This is a genomic window from Streptomyces sp. NPDC029836, assembly GCF_055574495.1.
The window spans coordinates 271,159-284,284 of sequence record NZ_JBVHZI010000004.1 but is presented as its reverse complement, the minus strand read 5'-3'; the positions used below and the strand labels follow the sequence as shown (position 1 = coordinate 284,284).

Genomic DNA, 13,126 nt, shown 5'->3' with positions numbered 1-13,126 from the left:
TCGGACGGCGGGCGGACCGCGGCCGACGGACGGAAAACCGAAGGAGTTCGGGGCGGCCGTGGCCCCGGCGGCGAACCCGCCGCCGTCACTCGGCCGTGCCCTCCTCCACGGGAGGGGCCCGATGGCCGACAATGCAGGAAGCCCCGATCCGGATTCCGGATCGAGGCTTCCTCGATGTGGGCGAGGGGGGATTTGAACCCCCACGTCCCGAAGGACACTGGCACCTGAAGCCAGCGCGTCTGCCGTTCCGCCACTCGCCCGAGCAGCTCTCCAGTGGATCTTCCCTTTCGGGCCGTTCCCCTGGCGACGTCGAAAGATTAGCACGTCGGACGGGGTGGATTCACATCGCTTTTTCGGCACTCCGGCAGGGCGTCCGGGACGGCCCCTCCCGCACTCCCCGCCGGGTGCGGGACACTGTCACCTGAGCACCCCTACGATCCCTTGTGAGCACCAACACTCCTGCGCACGGGACCGGAGGGGAACCAGCCGAATCCGCCACGCGTGGATACGATCAGTAAGCAGTACAGGGCGACAACGACGGAGGAGGTGCCCCATGGGAGTTCTGAAGCGGTTCGAGCAGCGACTCGAAGGTCTGGTGAACGGCACCTTCGCCAAGGTGTTCAAGTCCGAGGTCCAGCCGGTGGAGATCGCCGGAGCCCTCCAGCGGGAGTGCGACAACAACGCCACCATCTGGAACCGCGAGCGGACCGTCGTCCCGAACGACTTCATCGTGGAGCTCAGCGCGGGCGACTACGAGCGCCTGAGTCCCTACTCCGGCCAGCTCGGCGACGAACTCGCGGGCCTCGTCCGCGACTACGCCAAGCAGCAGCGGTACAGCTTCATGGGCCCGATCAAGGTGCACCTGGAGAAGGCCGACGACCTCGACACCGGTCTGTACCGGGTTCGCAGTCGTACGCTGGCTTCCAGCACCTCCCAGGACGGACCGCAGGCCGGGCAGCAACAGCAGCAGGGTCAGCAGGGCGGATACGGCTATCCGCCGGTCGCCGCCCCGCCCATGCCCTCGGGACCGCCTCCGGGCGGACCCGGCAACCGCCCGGGACCGGGCGGACCGGCTCCCACCGGCGCCCCCGGCACCACGCGCCGCTGGATCGAGATCAATGGCACACGCCACCAGATGTCGCGCTCCACGCTCGTACTCGGCCGAAGCACCGAGGCCGATGTGCGGATCGACGACCCCGGCGTATCGCGCCGGCACTGTGAGATCCGGACCGGAACACCCCCGACGATCCAGGATCTCGGGTCCACCAACGGCATCGTGGTGGACGGACAGCACACCACCCGCGCTACGCTCCGCGACGGCTCGCGGATCGTCGTGGGCAGCACCACCATCATTTACCGGCAAGCCGAAGGGTGAAGCGGGGGCAATGTCAGAGCTGACCCTGACGGTCATGCGGTTGGGTTTCCTGGCCGTTCTGTGGCTGTTCGTCATCGTGGCCGTTCAGGTCATCCGCAGCGACCTGTTCGGCACGAGAGTGACCCAACGCGGCTCGCGCCGCGGCGGCGCCACCAGTGCGCCGCAGCAGGCCGGGCGGCAGTCCGCGCCACCCCAGCAGCGCCAGCGCCGGGGTGCGCCGACCAAACTCGTCGTCTCCGAAGGCACCCTCACGGGCACCACGGTGGCCCTCGCCGGCCAGACGATCACGTTGGGCCGTGCCCACGACTCCACGATCGTGCTGGACGACGACTACGCCTCCAGCAGGCATGCCAGGATCTACCCCGACCGTGACGGCCAGTGGATCGTCGAGGATCTCGGGTCCACCAACGGCACGTATCTCGACCGGACCCGGCTCACCACCCCGACGCCCATTCCGCCGGGCGCACCGATCCGCATCGGCAAGACCGTCATCGAGCTGCGGAAGTAGTACGAGAATGAGCGAGCGGAGCGAGCGAGCCGCGGCGGTCCGTCCCACCGGGGACACGGACCCGAGCGCGCTCCCGACCGGAGGGTGGGCAGTGTGGCTCGAGACCGGTTGTACCCGGAGGCAGCGTCGACAGGGCAGGTGCGCATGAGTCTGTCCCTGCGTTTCGCCGCCGGATCGCACAAGGGCATGATCCGCGAGGGCAACGAGGACTCCGGCTACGCCGGTCCCCGGCTCCTCGCGATCGCCGACGGCATGGGCGGCCAAGCCGCCGGCGAGGTCGCCAGCTCCGAGGTGATCTCGACCCTCGTGCAGCTCGACGACGACGTCCCGGGCTCCGACATCCTCACCGCGCTCAGCGTGGCCGTGCAGCGGGCCAACGACCAGCTGCGCGTGATGGTCGAGGAGGACCCCCAACTGGAGGGCATGGGCACCACGCTCACCGCCCTGCTGTGGACCGGTCAGCGCCTCGGGCTCGTCCACGTCGGCGACTCGCGCGCCTACCTGCTCCGCGACGGCGTCCTCACCCAGATCACCCAGGACCACACCTGGGTGCAGCGCCTCGTCGACGAGGGGCGCATCACGGAAGAGGAAGCCACCACCCACCCGCAGCGCTCGCTCCTCATGCGGGCGCTGGGCAGTGGCGACATCGTGGAGCCCGACCTCTCGATCCGCGAGGTCCGGGCGGGTGACCGCTACCTCATCTGCTCCGACGGACTGTCCGGCGTCGTCTCCCACCAGACCATGGAGGAGACCCTCGCCGACTACCACGGCCCCAACGAGACGGTGCAGTCCCTGATCCAGCTCGCCCTGCGCGGCGGCGGTCCGGACAACATCACCTGCATCGTCGCGGACGTCCTCGACACCGACAGCGGCGACACCCTCGCCGCCCAGCTGAACGACACCCCGATCGTCGTCGGCGCGGTCGCCGAGAACCAGCACCAGCTCTTCGACGGCGGCAACGCCATGCAGACCCCGGCCGGACGCGCCTCCGGCCTCGGCCGGCAGGCCGCTCCGCCCGCCGGGTCCTTCGGCCCTCCCGGCAGCGGCGAGGCCCAGGGTTACGGACACCCCGACCAGAACCCGGGCGGCGGCGGTTACGGCAGCTTCGGCGAACCCGACGCCTACGAAGCCGACGCGCAGTACGAGGACACGTACGACCACCCGCGCAGGCGCCGCAGCAAAGGGCGCAAGTGGACCACCCGCACCTTGATCCTGCTGATCGTGGCCGGTGTCGTGGGTGGTGGGCTGTACGCGGCGCACCGGTGGACGCAGACCCAGTACTACATCGGCGTCAAGGGTGAGCACGTCGCGGTGTACCGCGGCATCAGCCAGAACCTGGCCTGGATCCACCTCTCCAAGGTGGAGACGGATCACCCCGACATCGAACTGAAGTACCTGCCGTCCTTCAAGCGCAAGCAGGTCGAGGCCACCATCACCGAAGGCAGTCTCAACGGCGCCCGCAAGAAGGTCGACGAGCTGGGCACCCAGGTCGCGGCCTGCAAGAAGGACGAGACCCGCCGCGCCGCCGAGGCGCAGAACAACCAGACGCCCGGCCCCGTTCTGACTCCCACGGAGCAGACGATGGCCGGTCTGTGCGAAAAGCAGTAGAGATACGCGGGCACAGGGGGCCTGCCACACCATGAGCGTTGTCACCAACACGACCACCATCGGCGCCATCGAGGCGCCGAGCCGGCGGAACACCGAGCTCATGCTGCTCGTCTTCGCCGTGGTCATCCCGATCTTCGCGTACGCCAACGTCGGCCTGGCGATCCACGACGAGCTCCCTCCGGGCATGCTGCTCTACGGGCTCGCCCTCGCCGTGCTCGCCGGCATCGCGCACTTCATCGTGCGCCGCTACGCGAAGTACGCGGACCCGCTGCTGCTGCCGATCGCCACGCTGCTCAACGGTCTGGGTCTCGTCCTGATCTGGCGGCTCGACCAGTCGGAGCGGTTGCAGAAGCTCGCCAAGAACAACTTCGGCGCCTTCTCGGAGTCCGCGCCGCGGCAGATGATGTACACGGCGATGGCCATCGCCCTGTTCGCCGTGGTGCTGCTGGTCCTCAAGGACCACCGCGTGCTCCAGCGGTTCACGTACATCTCCATGGCCGGCGCGCTGATCCTGCTGATCCTGCCGGTCATCCCGGGTCTGGGCGCGGACGTCTTCGGCGCCAAGATCTGGATCAGCGTCGGTGGTTTCTCCATCCAGCCCGGCGAGTTCGCGAAGATCGTCATCGCGGTGTTCTTCGCGGGCTACCTCATGGTCAAGCGCGACGCCCTGGCGCTGGCCAGCCGCCGGTTCATGGGCCTCTACCTGCCGCGCGGACGCGACCTCGGCCCGATCCTGATGATCTGGGCGATGAGCCTGCTCGTCCTCGTCTTCGAGAACGACCTCGGCACCTCGCTGCTGTTCTTCGGCATGTTCGTGATCATGCTGTACGTGGCCACCGAGCGGACCAGCTGGATCGTCATCGGTCTGCTCATGTCGATCGGCGGGGCCGTGGTCGTCGCGTCCTTCGCGAGCCACGTCCAGGCCCGTGTCGACGCCTGGCTCGACCCCTTCGGTTGCTACGCGACGTCGGGGGCCTGCGAGCAGGTCGGCCAGTCGATCATGAGCTTCGGTTCCGGTGGGGTGCTCGGCACCGGCTGGGGACAGGGCAACTCCGACCTCATCGGCTTCGCCGCGAACTCCGACTTCATCTTCTCCACCGTCGGCGAGGAACTCGGCCTCACCGGCGTCATGGCCTTCCTCCTGCTCTACGGCCTGATCATCGAACGGGGCGTGCGCACCGCCCTCGCCGCCCGCGACCCCTTCGGCAAGCTCTTCGCCATCGGGCTCTCCGGCGCCTTCGCCCTGCAGATCTTCGTCGTCGCCGGCGGCGTCATGGGCCTCATCCCGCTCACCGGCATGACCATGCCGTTCCTCGCGTCGGGCGGCTCCTCGGTCCTCGCGAACTGGGTGCTCATCGCGATCCTCATCCGGATCAGCGACACCGCACGCCGACCCGCCCCGGCCCCCGCCCCGTCCCCCGACTCCGAGATGACCCAGGTGGTCCGCCCGTCATGAACAAGCCCCTGCGCCGCATCTCGCTGTTCTGCGGGCTGCTCGTCCTCGCGCTGCTCATCCGGACCAACTGGCTGCAGTACGTCCAGGCCGAGGACCTCAGCACCCGCAAGGAGAACCGTCGGGTCCTGATCGCCCAGTACGCCACCGAGCGCGGCAACATCATCGTGCAGGGCGGGCAGCCCATCACGGGTTCCGCGGAGACCCCCGGCAGCGACTTCAAGTTCAAGCGGACCTACGTCGACGGCCCCCTGTGGGCGCCCGTCACCGGGTACGCCTCGCAGGTGTTCGGCTCCACCCAGCTGGAGAACATCGACGACGGCATCCTCACCGGCAACGACGACCGGCTGTTCTTCGACCGCACGATCGGCATGTTCACCGGCGAGAAGAAGCAGGGCGGCAACGTCGTCACCACCCTGAACGCGGCCGCCCAGAAGGCGGCCTTCACCGGTCTCGGCAACCGCAAGGGCGCCGCCGCCGCCATCGACCCGCGCACCGGCGCCATCCTGGCCCTGGCGAGCACCCCGTCCTACGACCCGTCCAGCTTCGCCGGGTTCTCCCAGGCCGACGGCAAGGCCTGGGCCGATCTGAACGCCAGCCCGGACAAGAACCTGGTCAACCGCGCCCTGCGCGAGACCTACCCGCCGGGCTCCACCTTCAAGGTGGTCACCGCCGCCGCCGCGCTCGAGAACGACGTCGTCACCGACATCAACGCGCCGACCGACACCCCCGAGCCGTACATCCTGCCCGGCACCCGCACGCCGATGGTCAACCACGCGAGCGGCTGCGAGAAGGCCAGCCTCAACGAAGCGCTCCGGGTGTCCTGCAACTCGGTCTTCGCGAACCTGGGCGACAAGGTCACCCGCGACAAGATGGTGCAGACCGCCGAGAAGTTCGGCTTCAACGACACCATCGACACCCCGGTCCGCGCCTTCGCGAGCGTCTACGACAAGACCATGGGCCGGGACGGCAACGCCCAGAGCTCCATCGGCCAGTTCAACACCGCCGCCACCCCCCTCCAGATGGCCATGGTCTCCGCCGCCATCGCCAACGACGGCAAGCTGATGAAGCCGTTCATGGTCGACCAGCTGACCGCGCCCAACCTCGACGTGATCGAGAAGCACGAGCCGCAGGAGATGAGCCGACCCCTCTCCGCCGCGAACGCGCAGAAGCTCCAGCAGATGATGGTCAACGTCGTCGACAAGGGCACCGGCAGCAACGCCAAGATCAAGGACACCGTCGTCGGCGGCAAGACCGGTACCGCCCAGCACGGCGAGAAGAACGCCAAGCGCCCCTACGCCTGGTTCATCTCCTACGCCGAGAACCCCGACGGCACCTCGCCGGTCGCGGTCGCCGTGGTCATCGAGGACAGCGGCGCCGACCGCGAGGACATCAGCGGCGGCGGTCAGGCGGCTCCCGTCGCCAAGGCCGTCATGGAAGCCGTACTGAAGAACAAGGGATGACACGCGGGGGCGGGGTCCGAGTGCCCGGTACCGGTCCGATATCAGCCTGTGGTCACGAACGGATCACCGACGATCGGCCGGTAGCCTTGCCGCGAACAGCACACCGCCGGACCACACACCGGTGCGGTCGGGACTGACGGAGAGGGCTGCAAACGTTATGGAAGAGCCGCGTCGCCTCGGCGGCCGGTACGAGCTGAGCCACGTGCTCGGCCGTGGTGGCATGGCCGAGGTCTACCTCGGCCACGACACCCGGCTCGGCCGTACCGTCGCCGTCAAGACCCTGCGCGCCGACCTCGCCCGCGACCCGTCCTTCCAGGCCCGGTTCCGCCGTGAGGCCCAGTCGGCCGCGTCGCTCAACCACCCGGCGATCGTCGCCGTGTACGACACCGGCGAGGACTACGTCGACAACATCTCCATCCCGTACATCGTGATGGAGTACGTCGACGGCTCGACCCTGCGCGAGCTGCTCCACTCCGGCCGGAAGCTGCTGCCCGAGCGGACCCTGGAGATGTGCATCGGCATCCTCCAGGCCCTGGAGTACTCGCACCGTGCCGGCATCGTGCACCGCGACATCAAGCCCGCCAACGTGATGCTGACCCGGACCGGACAGGTCAAGGTCATGGACTTCGGCATCGCCCGCGCCATGGGCGACTCCGGCATGACGATGACGCAGACGGCCGCCGTGATCGGCACCGCCCAGTACCTCTCCCCCGAGCAGGCCAAGGGCGAGCAGGTCGACGCGCGCTCGGACCTCTACTCCGCGGGCTGCCTGCTCTACGAGCTGCTGTGCGTCCGGCCGCCGTTCGTCGGGGACTCCCCGGTGGCCGTGGCCTACCAGCACGTCCGCGAGGAGCCCCAGCCCCCGTCGAACTTCGACCCCGAGATCACGCCCACGATGGACGCCATCGTCCTCAAGGCACTGGTCAAGGACCCCGACTACCGCTACCAGTCCGCGGACGAGATGCGGGCCGACATCGAGGCCTGCCTCGAAGGCCAGCCCGTCGCCGCCACCGCCTCCATGGGAGCGGCCGGGTACGGCTACCCCGACCAGGGCGGCTACGGCCACCAGGGCTACGACCAGCCCACCACCGCCCTGCGCTCCCCCGACTCGGGCCAGACCTCGATGCTGCCGCCGATGCCCCCGGGCGACAACGGCTACGGGGACCAGGGCCACGGCGGCGGCTACGACCAGAACGGCCACGGCCGCCGCCAGAAGAAGAGCCGGGCCTCCACGGTCCTGCTCGTCCTCGCCGGCGTGCTGGTCCTGGTCGGCGCGATCCTGATCGGCCAGGCCCTCTCCAGCAACACCGCCGACAACCGGCCCAACGTGCCGAAGTTCATCGGCGACACCCTCGAATCGGCACAGGGCCGGGCCCAGAGCGTGGGCCTCAAGGTGGTCAAGGAGGGCGACGAGCCCTGCGACAACCAGCCGAAGGGCAACATCTGTTCGCAGGTCCCGGCCGCCGACCTGAAGGTCGACAAGGGCACCGAGGTCAAGGTGAAGGTGTCCGCGGGCGCCCCCAAGGTCCCGGTGGTCGACGTGGTGCGCATGAAGTACGAGCTCGCCGAGTCCACGCTGAAGAACAAGAACTTCCAGGTCGAGAAGGAACTCAGGGAGTCGTCCGACGCCAGCCCGGGCATCGTCCTGGAGCAGAACCCCAAGAGCGGGACCGAGGCCGAGAAGGGCTCGGTCATCAAGTTGATCGTCTCCAAGGAAGTCTCCAAGGGCACCGTCCCGGACCTCACCGGGAAGACCCGGGAGGAAGCGATCAAGCTGCTCACGGCCGCCAAGCTGAAGCTCGGCAGCACCACCGAGGTCGAGCAGCCCGGGGCGGCGCCCAAAACGATCGTCCAGCAGCAGTACCAGCCGGGTGAGCAGCTGACCAAGGACACCCCGGTCAACGTCAGCATCGCCAAGGCGGCGGCGGCGCCGACCCCGGTACCGCTGCTGTTCGGTCGGACGGTGGCCCAGGCCAAGGACGACCTCAAGCGGGCGGGCCTGGTCTTCGGATCGGTGCTGTCCGGCCCGGCGGACGAGAACGCCACGATCCTGCAGTCCGACCCCACGGCCGGTACCCCGCAGCCGGCGGGCACCGTCATCAACGTCCACACCTCGCCCGGCAGCGGCCAGGGCGGCCAGCAGGGCGGCGGGAACAACGGCGGCGGCGGAGGCTTCATCGGCGGCCTGGGCGGCCGCTGACCGCCCGCCCCACCCCGCACGAACAAGGCCCGGCCCCTCTCCAAGGAGAGGGGCCGGGCCTGTTTCACGTGAAACGACGGAGACCCTGTCTCACGTGAACGGCTGAGGGCCCGTTTCACGTGAAACACGAGCCGACAGCACTCAGCGCAGCTCCGCCGGCGGCGTCCGCTTGTCGTCCACCTTCTCCGTCCGCACCAGCTCGCCCCACACGATGTACCGGTACTTCGAGGTGTAGACGGGCGTGCAGGTGGTCAGCGTGATGAAGCGCCCGGGGGCCGTACGGCCCGACTCCTTCGGGACCGGGCTGATGACGTCCACGTTGTACTTCGAGGTCTGCCGCAGCTCGGCGAAGACCTTGTACACGTACCAGGTGTCCCGGGTCTCGAAGACGATCGCGTCGCCGTTCTTCATTTTGTCGATGTTGTGGAACTTCGCCCCGTGCCCGTCACGGTGCGCGGCCAGCGAGAAGTTGCCCTTGGCGTCCCAGGGCAGGGCGGACTTCACCGGCTCCGTGTAGTACCCGGCGACCCCGTCGTCCAGGATGTCCGGCGCGGTACCCGGCTTGACCAGCACCTCGCCGTTCTTCATCGCCGGTACGTGCAGGAAGCCGATGCCGTCCCCGGTGTCGAGGGCGCCGGGTTCGGCGGGCGCGCCGGCGGCGGGCGGCGGGCTCTCCTGCCAGAGCTGGCGGATCTCGTCGCCGCGCGCCGAGGCCGCTCGGTCCGCGAGGACGTTCGTCCACCACAGCGAGTACGCCACGAACAGGGCCAGGACCAGGCCCGTCGTGATCAGGAGCTCCCCCAGCAGGCTCAGGAACCCGGCGATCACGCTGCGGTTTCGGGGCGGCGGTGCGGAGCGGCGGCGGGCACGAGACACTGCGGATTCGTCCTTACGGGCTGTTCAGCGCGGGCGGTGCGCCCTGACTGCGGGGGCGTTCTTCGGTCATCCTGCCCCATACGATCATCCGGTAGGTGCTCGTGAACTCGGGAGTGCAGGTCGTCAGTGTGATGTACCGGCCCGGGCCGGTGAATCCGGAGCCCTCGGGCACCGGCTTGATCACGGAGACGTTCGTCGGAGGAGTCTGCGGCAGGATCGAGGTCATCTCGTACGTGTAGAACGCGTCCCGCGTCTCCACGACGATCGGGTCCCCCGGCGCCAACCTGTTGATGAAGCGGAAGGGTTCGCCGTGCGTGTTCCGGTGGCCGGCCACCGCGAAGTTCCCCTGCGGGTCGGACGGCATCGCCGTCTTCAGCGCGCCCTCGCCGTAGTGCCCGACCATGCCCCGGTCCAGCACCTTCGGCTTGCTGATGCCCTCCGCGACCGGCACCTTCAGGTCCAGCTTCGGGACGTGCAGGATCGCGAACCCCTGCCCCGGTTCGAAGGCGGCCGGCGGGGGCGCGCTCCCGCCGGCCGTCGCCGGGTCCGGGGCGCGTTCCCAGGTCTGCCGCAGGGAGCCGGCGGCCCCGTTCGCGGTCCGCTGCGCCAGCAGGTTCGTGTACCAGAGCTGATAGGTGACGAACAGCAGCATCACCAGGCCGACAGTGATGAACAGCTCACCGACCGCCCGGCTCAGCACCACGACCGGCCCCCCGGAGCGTGGACGGCCGCGCCTGCGGCCCCGCCCGCCCCGGCGGCGCCCCCGTGCGTGCGAGCGCTTCGCGGCCTCCTGGGCGGCCTTGCGCCGCGCGGCCCGGCCCTCGGTGGGCGCGGACGGCGCGACCGTCGTCACGCGACGGCCTTGCCCACCACCGGGGCCAGCCCCACCGAGCGCTCGACGGCTCCCGCGTCCCCGCAGCGGACCAGCCAGTTCGCGAGCATCCGGTGCCCCCACTCGGTCAGGACCGATTCGGGATGGAACTGCACGCCCTCGACGTCGTGCTCCCGGTGCCGCAGGCCCATGATGATCCCGTCCTCGGTGCGCGCCGTGACCTCCAGCGCGTCGGGCAGGGTGAGGGGCTCGGCCGCGAGCGAGTGGTAGCGGGTTGCGGTGAAGGGGGAGGGCAGTCCGGCGAAGACGCCCAGGCCCTCGTGCACCACGGGCGAGGTCTTGCCGTGCAGCAGCTCGGGGGCCCGGCCGACGACGCCGCCGTAGGCGACGGCCATCGACTGCATGCCGAGGCAGACCCCGAACACCGGGACGCGGGTGTCGGCGCAGTGGCGGACCATGTCGACGCAGACGCCGGCCTCTTCCGGAGTGCCGGGTCCGGGGGAAAGGAGCACGCCGTCGAAGCCGTCCTGGGCGTGGGAGAGTTCGACCTCGTCGTTGCGCAGCACCTCGCATTCGGCGCCGAGCTGGTAGAGGTACTGGACCAGATTGAAGACAAAGCTGTCGTAGTTGTCGACAACCAGAATGCGCGCGCTCACGGAGTGGCTCCCGATCCCTCGTCCACCGTCACATCGTTGAACGGAAGGAGCGGCTCGGCCCACGGGAAGACGTACTGGAACAGCACGTACACCACCGCCAGGACCAGTACGAGTGAGATCAGCGCGCGCAGCCACGCATTGCCCGGCAGGTGCCGCCAGATCCAGCCGTACATTCCGTCCGCGTCCCTTTCGCTCCACGCACCGCGGGGGCGGTACCGCCACAGCCTAAAGGCAGCGGCCCCGCGGGGTGGGTCACCCGGACGATCCCCCTGCTCGGGCGGGCTCCGCGGAGCGGGTGTCCGTGAGTTCCGCCCAGACGACGAGACGGTGGCTGTGGCCCCATTCCGGCTCGCAGGTGGTCAGGGTCAGGTACTTGCCGGGCGCGGTGAAGGGGGACTTCTCCGGTACCGCGTCCACGACCCCCGTCTCGGTGGGCAGGACGCGCAGGGCGGGGGCGCGGACCGTGTACGTGTACCGGTGCGTGGCGTCCCGGACCTCCACGGTGTCCCCCGCCCGCAGCTTCGGGACGTCCTTGAACGGGTCTCCGTACGTCCGCCGGTGCCCGGCGACGGCGAAGTTGCCGGTTCCGCCGGGCAGGGCCGAGCCCGCGTAGTGGCCGACGCCCTTCTTCAGCAGCTCGGGGTCCGTGCCCTCCAGGACGGGCTTGGTCCAGCCGGCGCCGAAGCGCGGGACGGTCATCTCGGCGAAGGCCCGACCGCCCGTCGGAGGGGGCGCGGGGGCCGCGGTCGCGGCCGGGGCCGCGGCGGGTTCCCCGGGCCGCCGGGAGGGCGGGGACGGGGCCGAGGGAGCCCCCGGGGCCGCGGCGGCCCAGCCGGCGCGCAGCCGGTCCCGTTCGCCGTCCATGGCGCGGTCGGCCTTCACCCCGGTCCACAGCAGCACGTAGGCGACGAAGAGGACGATAAGCGTGCCGACCGTCAGGCACACCTCGCTGAACGTCCGTACCACCAGGCGCAGTACGACGTCAGGGCGCGGCGGACTCCAGCGGCTTCGCATAGTGGAGGTCCACTGTGCCGGAGTAGCCGGGCAGTGTCAGCTTCTTCTCCTCGTCCACTTTCCAGCCCAGCCCGTAGGCGTTGACGTAGAGCTGGTAGTTCTGCAGCGCGGGGGAGTCCGCCAGGGCCTTGCGCAACGCGCCCGGGTCACCGACCGCCGACACCTTGTAGGGGGGCGAGTACACGCGGCCCTGCAGGATGAGGGTGTTGCCCACGCAGCGCACCGCGCTGGTGGAGATCAGCCGCTGTCCCATGACCTCGATGCCCTCGGCGCCACCGAGCCAGAGGGCGTTCACCACGGCCTGGAGGTCCTGCTGGTGGATCACGAGGTCGTTCGGCTGTGGTTCCGGCACGCCCGGGACGCGGGCCGTGGCGTTCGGCGGCGCGTCGTTCAGGGTGACGGTCAGACCCTTGCCGGAGAGCTCCTCGGTGCCCGAGGCTGTGCGCAGGGCGGCCAGCTTGGCGTCCTCGGCCTTGGTGCTGCCGTCGTCGCGGTCGGCGAGGGCGTCGACCTGGCGGCGCAGGGCCGCGGCGCTCCTCTCCAGCTCGGCGTTGTCGGCGCTGCGCTCGTGGATGAGGTCGGACAGCTTCAGCAGAGACGTGTCCGTGCGGATGTTCGTACCCTTGGACGTGTTGAAGCTGGTGACGAAAATGAGGCCGGCCAGGGCGAAAACGGCGGCCGTCAGCAGCCGGACCGATCCGGCCCGCATACGGGGACCCGCGGAGGAGTCGTCGGAATTGCTCAACGTACCCTTCTCCTTCAACGCCACAGGTCCACTAGGCTAACGGACGCCCGGGGCAGGCAAGGTCCCCCAGCGCATCGACAGGAGAGCCCCTCGTGCCGAAGTCACGTATCCGCAAGAAGGACGACTACACCCCGCCGCCGGCGAAGCAGGCGCAAACGATCAGGCTGACGAACCGCAGCTGGGTCGCGCCGGTCATGCTGGCGTTCTTCCTCATCGGTCTCGCGTGGATCGTCGTCTTCTACGTGACCGATACCCAGCTGCCGGTCGAGGCCCTGGGCAACTGGAACATCGTGGTCGGTTTCGGCTTCATCGCAGCGGGGTTCGGCGTCTCCACGCAGTGGAAGTAGCACGCGTCCGGCGCCGGCCCGAGGCGCATCCGGCGCCGGAACGCAAGCT

The 13,126-nt window shown here is 69.5% G+C and carries 12 protein-coding genes, 1 tRNA gene and 1 pseudogene; 7 read left to right on the top strand and 7 right to left on the bottom strand.

Annotated features, from left to right (window positions below):
- Positions 1-177: 177 nt before the first annotated feature.
- Positions 178-260, bottom strand: a tRNA-Leu gene (locus ACZ4XJ_RS15000).
- A gap of 293 nt (positions 261-553) precedes the next feature.
- On the opposite strand from ACZ4XJ_RS15000, the gene ACZ4XJ_RS14995 reads away from it, so the two are divergent.
- The 6 genes from ACZ4XJ_RS14995 (at position 554) to pknB (ending at position 8,607) form a co-directional block, all read left to right on the top strand.
- On the top strand, positions 554-1,375 hold the full coding sequence (locus ACZ4XJ_RS14995) for an FhaA domain-containing protein (protein WP_468496401.1): 822 nt from the start codon (positions 554-556) through the stop codon (positions 1,373-1,375).
- A 10-nt stretch (positions 1,376-1,385) separates the two neighbouring features.
- Positions 1,386-1,883, top strand: a complete 498-nt coding sequence (locus ACZ4XJ_RS14990; RefSeq protein ID WP_329382467.1) for an FHA domain-containing protein FhaB/FipA — start codon at positions 1,386-1,388, stop codon at positions 1,881-1,883.
- Positions 1,884-2,027: 144 nt separating this feature from the next.
- Positions 2,028-3,491 carry a PP2C family protein-serine/threonine phosphatase gene (locus ACZ4XJ_RS14985; protein WP_362875164.1) on the top strand — a complete coding sequence of 488 codons (1,464 nt, stop codon included), beginning with the start codon at positions 2,028-2,030 and terminating at the stop codon, positions 3,489-3,491.
- 31 nt (positions 3,492-3,522) lie between these two features.
- Positions 3,523-4,947 carry an FtsW/RodA/SpoVE family cell cycle protein gene (locus tag ACZ4XJ_RS14980; protein WP_383987208.1) on the top strand — a complete coding sequence of 475 codons (1,425 nt, stop codon included), beginning with the start codon at positions 3,523-3,525 and terminating at the stop codon, positions 4,945-4,947.
- The gene (locus ACZ4XJ_RS14975) at positions 4,944-6,407 is read left to right on the top strand and encodes a peptidoglycan D,D-transpeptidase FtsI family protein (RefSeq protein ID WP_468496400.1); all 1,464 of its coding nucleotides are present in this window, start codon (positions 4,944-4,946) and stop codon (positions 6,405-6,407) included. Before ACZ4XJ_RS14980 ends, ACZ4XJ_RS14975 begins: the two co-directional genes overlap by 4 nt.
- Positions 6,408-6,564: 157 nt before the next feature.
- Complete coding sequence (pknB, locus tag ACZ4XJ_RS14970; RefSeq protein ID WP_468496399.1) at positions 6,565-8,607, top strand: Stk1 family PASTA domain-containing Ser/Thr kinase; 2,043 nt, start codon at positions 6,565-6,567, stop codon at positions 8,605-8,607.
- 141 nt (positions 8,608-8,748) lie between these two features.
- On the opposite strand, the gene ACZ4XJ_RS14965 is transcribed toward pknB, so the two are convergent.
- From ACZ4XJ_RS14965 to ACZ4XJ_RS14940, 6 genes and pseudogenes are all read right to left on the bottom strand, one after another.
- On the bottom strand, positions 8,749-9,483 hold the full coding sequence (locus ACZ4XJ_RS14965; protein WP_468496398.1) for a class E sortase: 735 nt from the start codon (positions 9,481-9,483) through the stop codon (positions 8,749-8,751).
- A gap of 13 nt (positions 9,484-9,496) precedes the next feature.
- Positions 9,497-10,186: pseudogene (locus ACZ4XJ_RS14960) on the bottom strand (class E sortase); the annotation flags it as partial.
- A 146-nt stretch (positions 10,187-10,332) separates the two neighbouring features.
- Complete coding sequence (locus ACZ4XJ_RS14955) at positions 10,333-10,971, bottom strand: aminodeoxychorismate/anthranilate synthase component II (protein WP_362875159.1); 639 nt, start codon at positions 10,969-10,971, stop codon at positions 10,333-10,335.
- Complete coding sequence (locus ACZ4XJ_RS14950) at positions 10,968-11,144, bottom strand: hypothetical protein (RefSeq protein WP_362875158.1); 177 nt, start codon at positions 11,142-11,144, stop codon at positions 10,968-10,970. The genes ACZ4XJ_RS14955 and ACZ4XJ_RS14950 overlap by 4 nt, the downstream gene beginning before the upstream one ends.
- Positions 11,145-11,223: 79 nt before the next feature.
- Complete coding sequence (locus tag ACZ4XJ_RS14945; RefSeq protein ID WP_468496397.1) at positions 11,224-11,985, bottom strand: class E sortase; 762 nt, start codon at positions 11,983-11,985, stop codon at positions 11,224-11,226.
- The gene (locus ACZ4XJ_RS14940; protein WP_362875156.1) at positions 11,954-12,730 is read right to left on the bottom strand and encodes a DUF881 domain-containing protein; all 777 of its coding nucleotides are present in this window, start codon (positions 12,728-12,730) and stop codon (positions 11,954-11,956) included. Before ACZ4XJ_RS14940 ends, ACZ4XJ_RS14945 begins: the two co-directional genes overlap by 32 nt.
- A gap of 92 nt (positions 12,731-12,822) precedes the next feature.
- Here ACZ4XJ_RS14940 and crgA point away from each other — a divergent pair, with 92 nt between their 5' ends.
- On the top strand, positions 12,823-13,077 hold the full coding sequence (gene crgA, locus ACZ4XJ_RS14935) for a cell division protein CrgA (protein WP_030225155.1): 255 nt from the start codon (positions 12,823-12,825) through the stop codon (positions 13,075-13,077).
- Positions 13,078-13,126: the final 49 nt, after the last annotated feature.

Coding starts and splice junctions, on each gene's coding strand:
- ACZ4XJ_RS14995 (WP_468496401.1), top strand. CDS start 554: ATGGGAGTTCTGAAGCGGTTCGAGCAGCGACTCGAAGGTCTGGTGAAC.
- ACZ4XJ_RS14975 (WP_468496400.1), top strand. CDS start 4,944: ATGAACAAGCCCCTGCGCCGCATCTCGCTGTTCTGCGGGCTGCTCGTC.
- ACZ4XJ_RS14990 (WP_329382467.1), top strand. CDS start 1,386: ATGTCAGAGCTGACCCTGACGGTCATGCGGTTGGGTTTCCTGGCCGTT.
- pknB (WP_468496399.1), top strand. CDS start 6,565: ATGGAAGAGCCGCGTCGCCTCGGCGGCCGGTACGAGCTGAGCCACGTG.
- ACZ4XJ_RS14985 (WP_362875164.1), top strand. CDS start 2,028: ATGAGTCTGTCCCTGCGTTTCGCCGCCGGATCGCACAAGGGCATGATC.
- ACZ4XJ_RS14945 (WP_468496397.1), bottom strand. CDS start 11,985: ATGCGAAGCCGCTGGAGTCCGCCGCGCCCTGACGTCGTACTGCGCCTG.
- ACZ4XJ_RS14980 (WP_383987208.1), top strand. CDS start 3,523: ATGAGCGTTGTCACCAACACGACCACCATCGGCGCCATCGAGGCGCCG.
- ACZ4XJ_RS14950 (WP_362875158.1), bottom strand. CDS start 11,144: ATGTACGGCTGGATCTGGCGGCACCTGCCGGGCAATGCGTGGCTGCGC.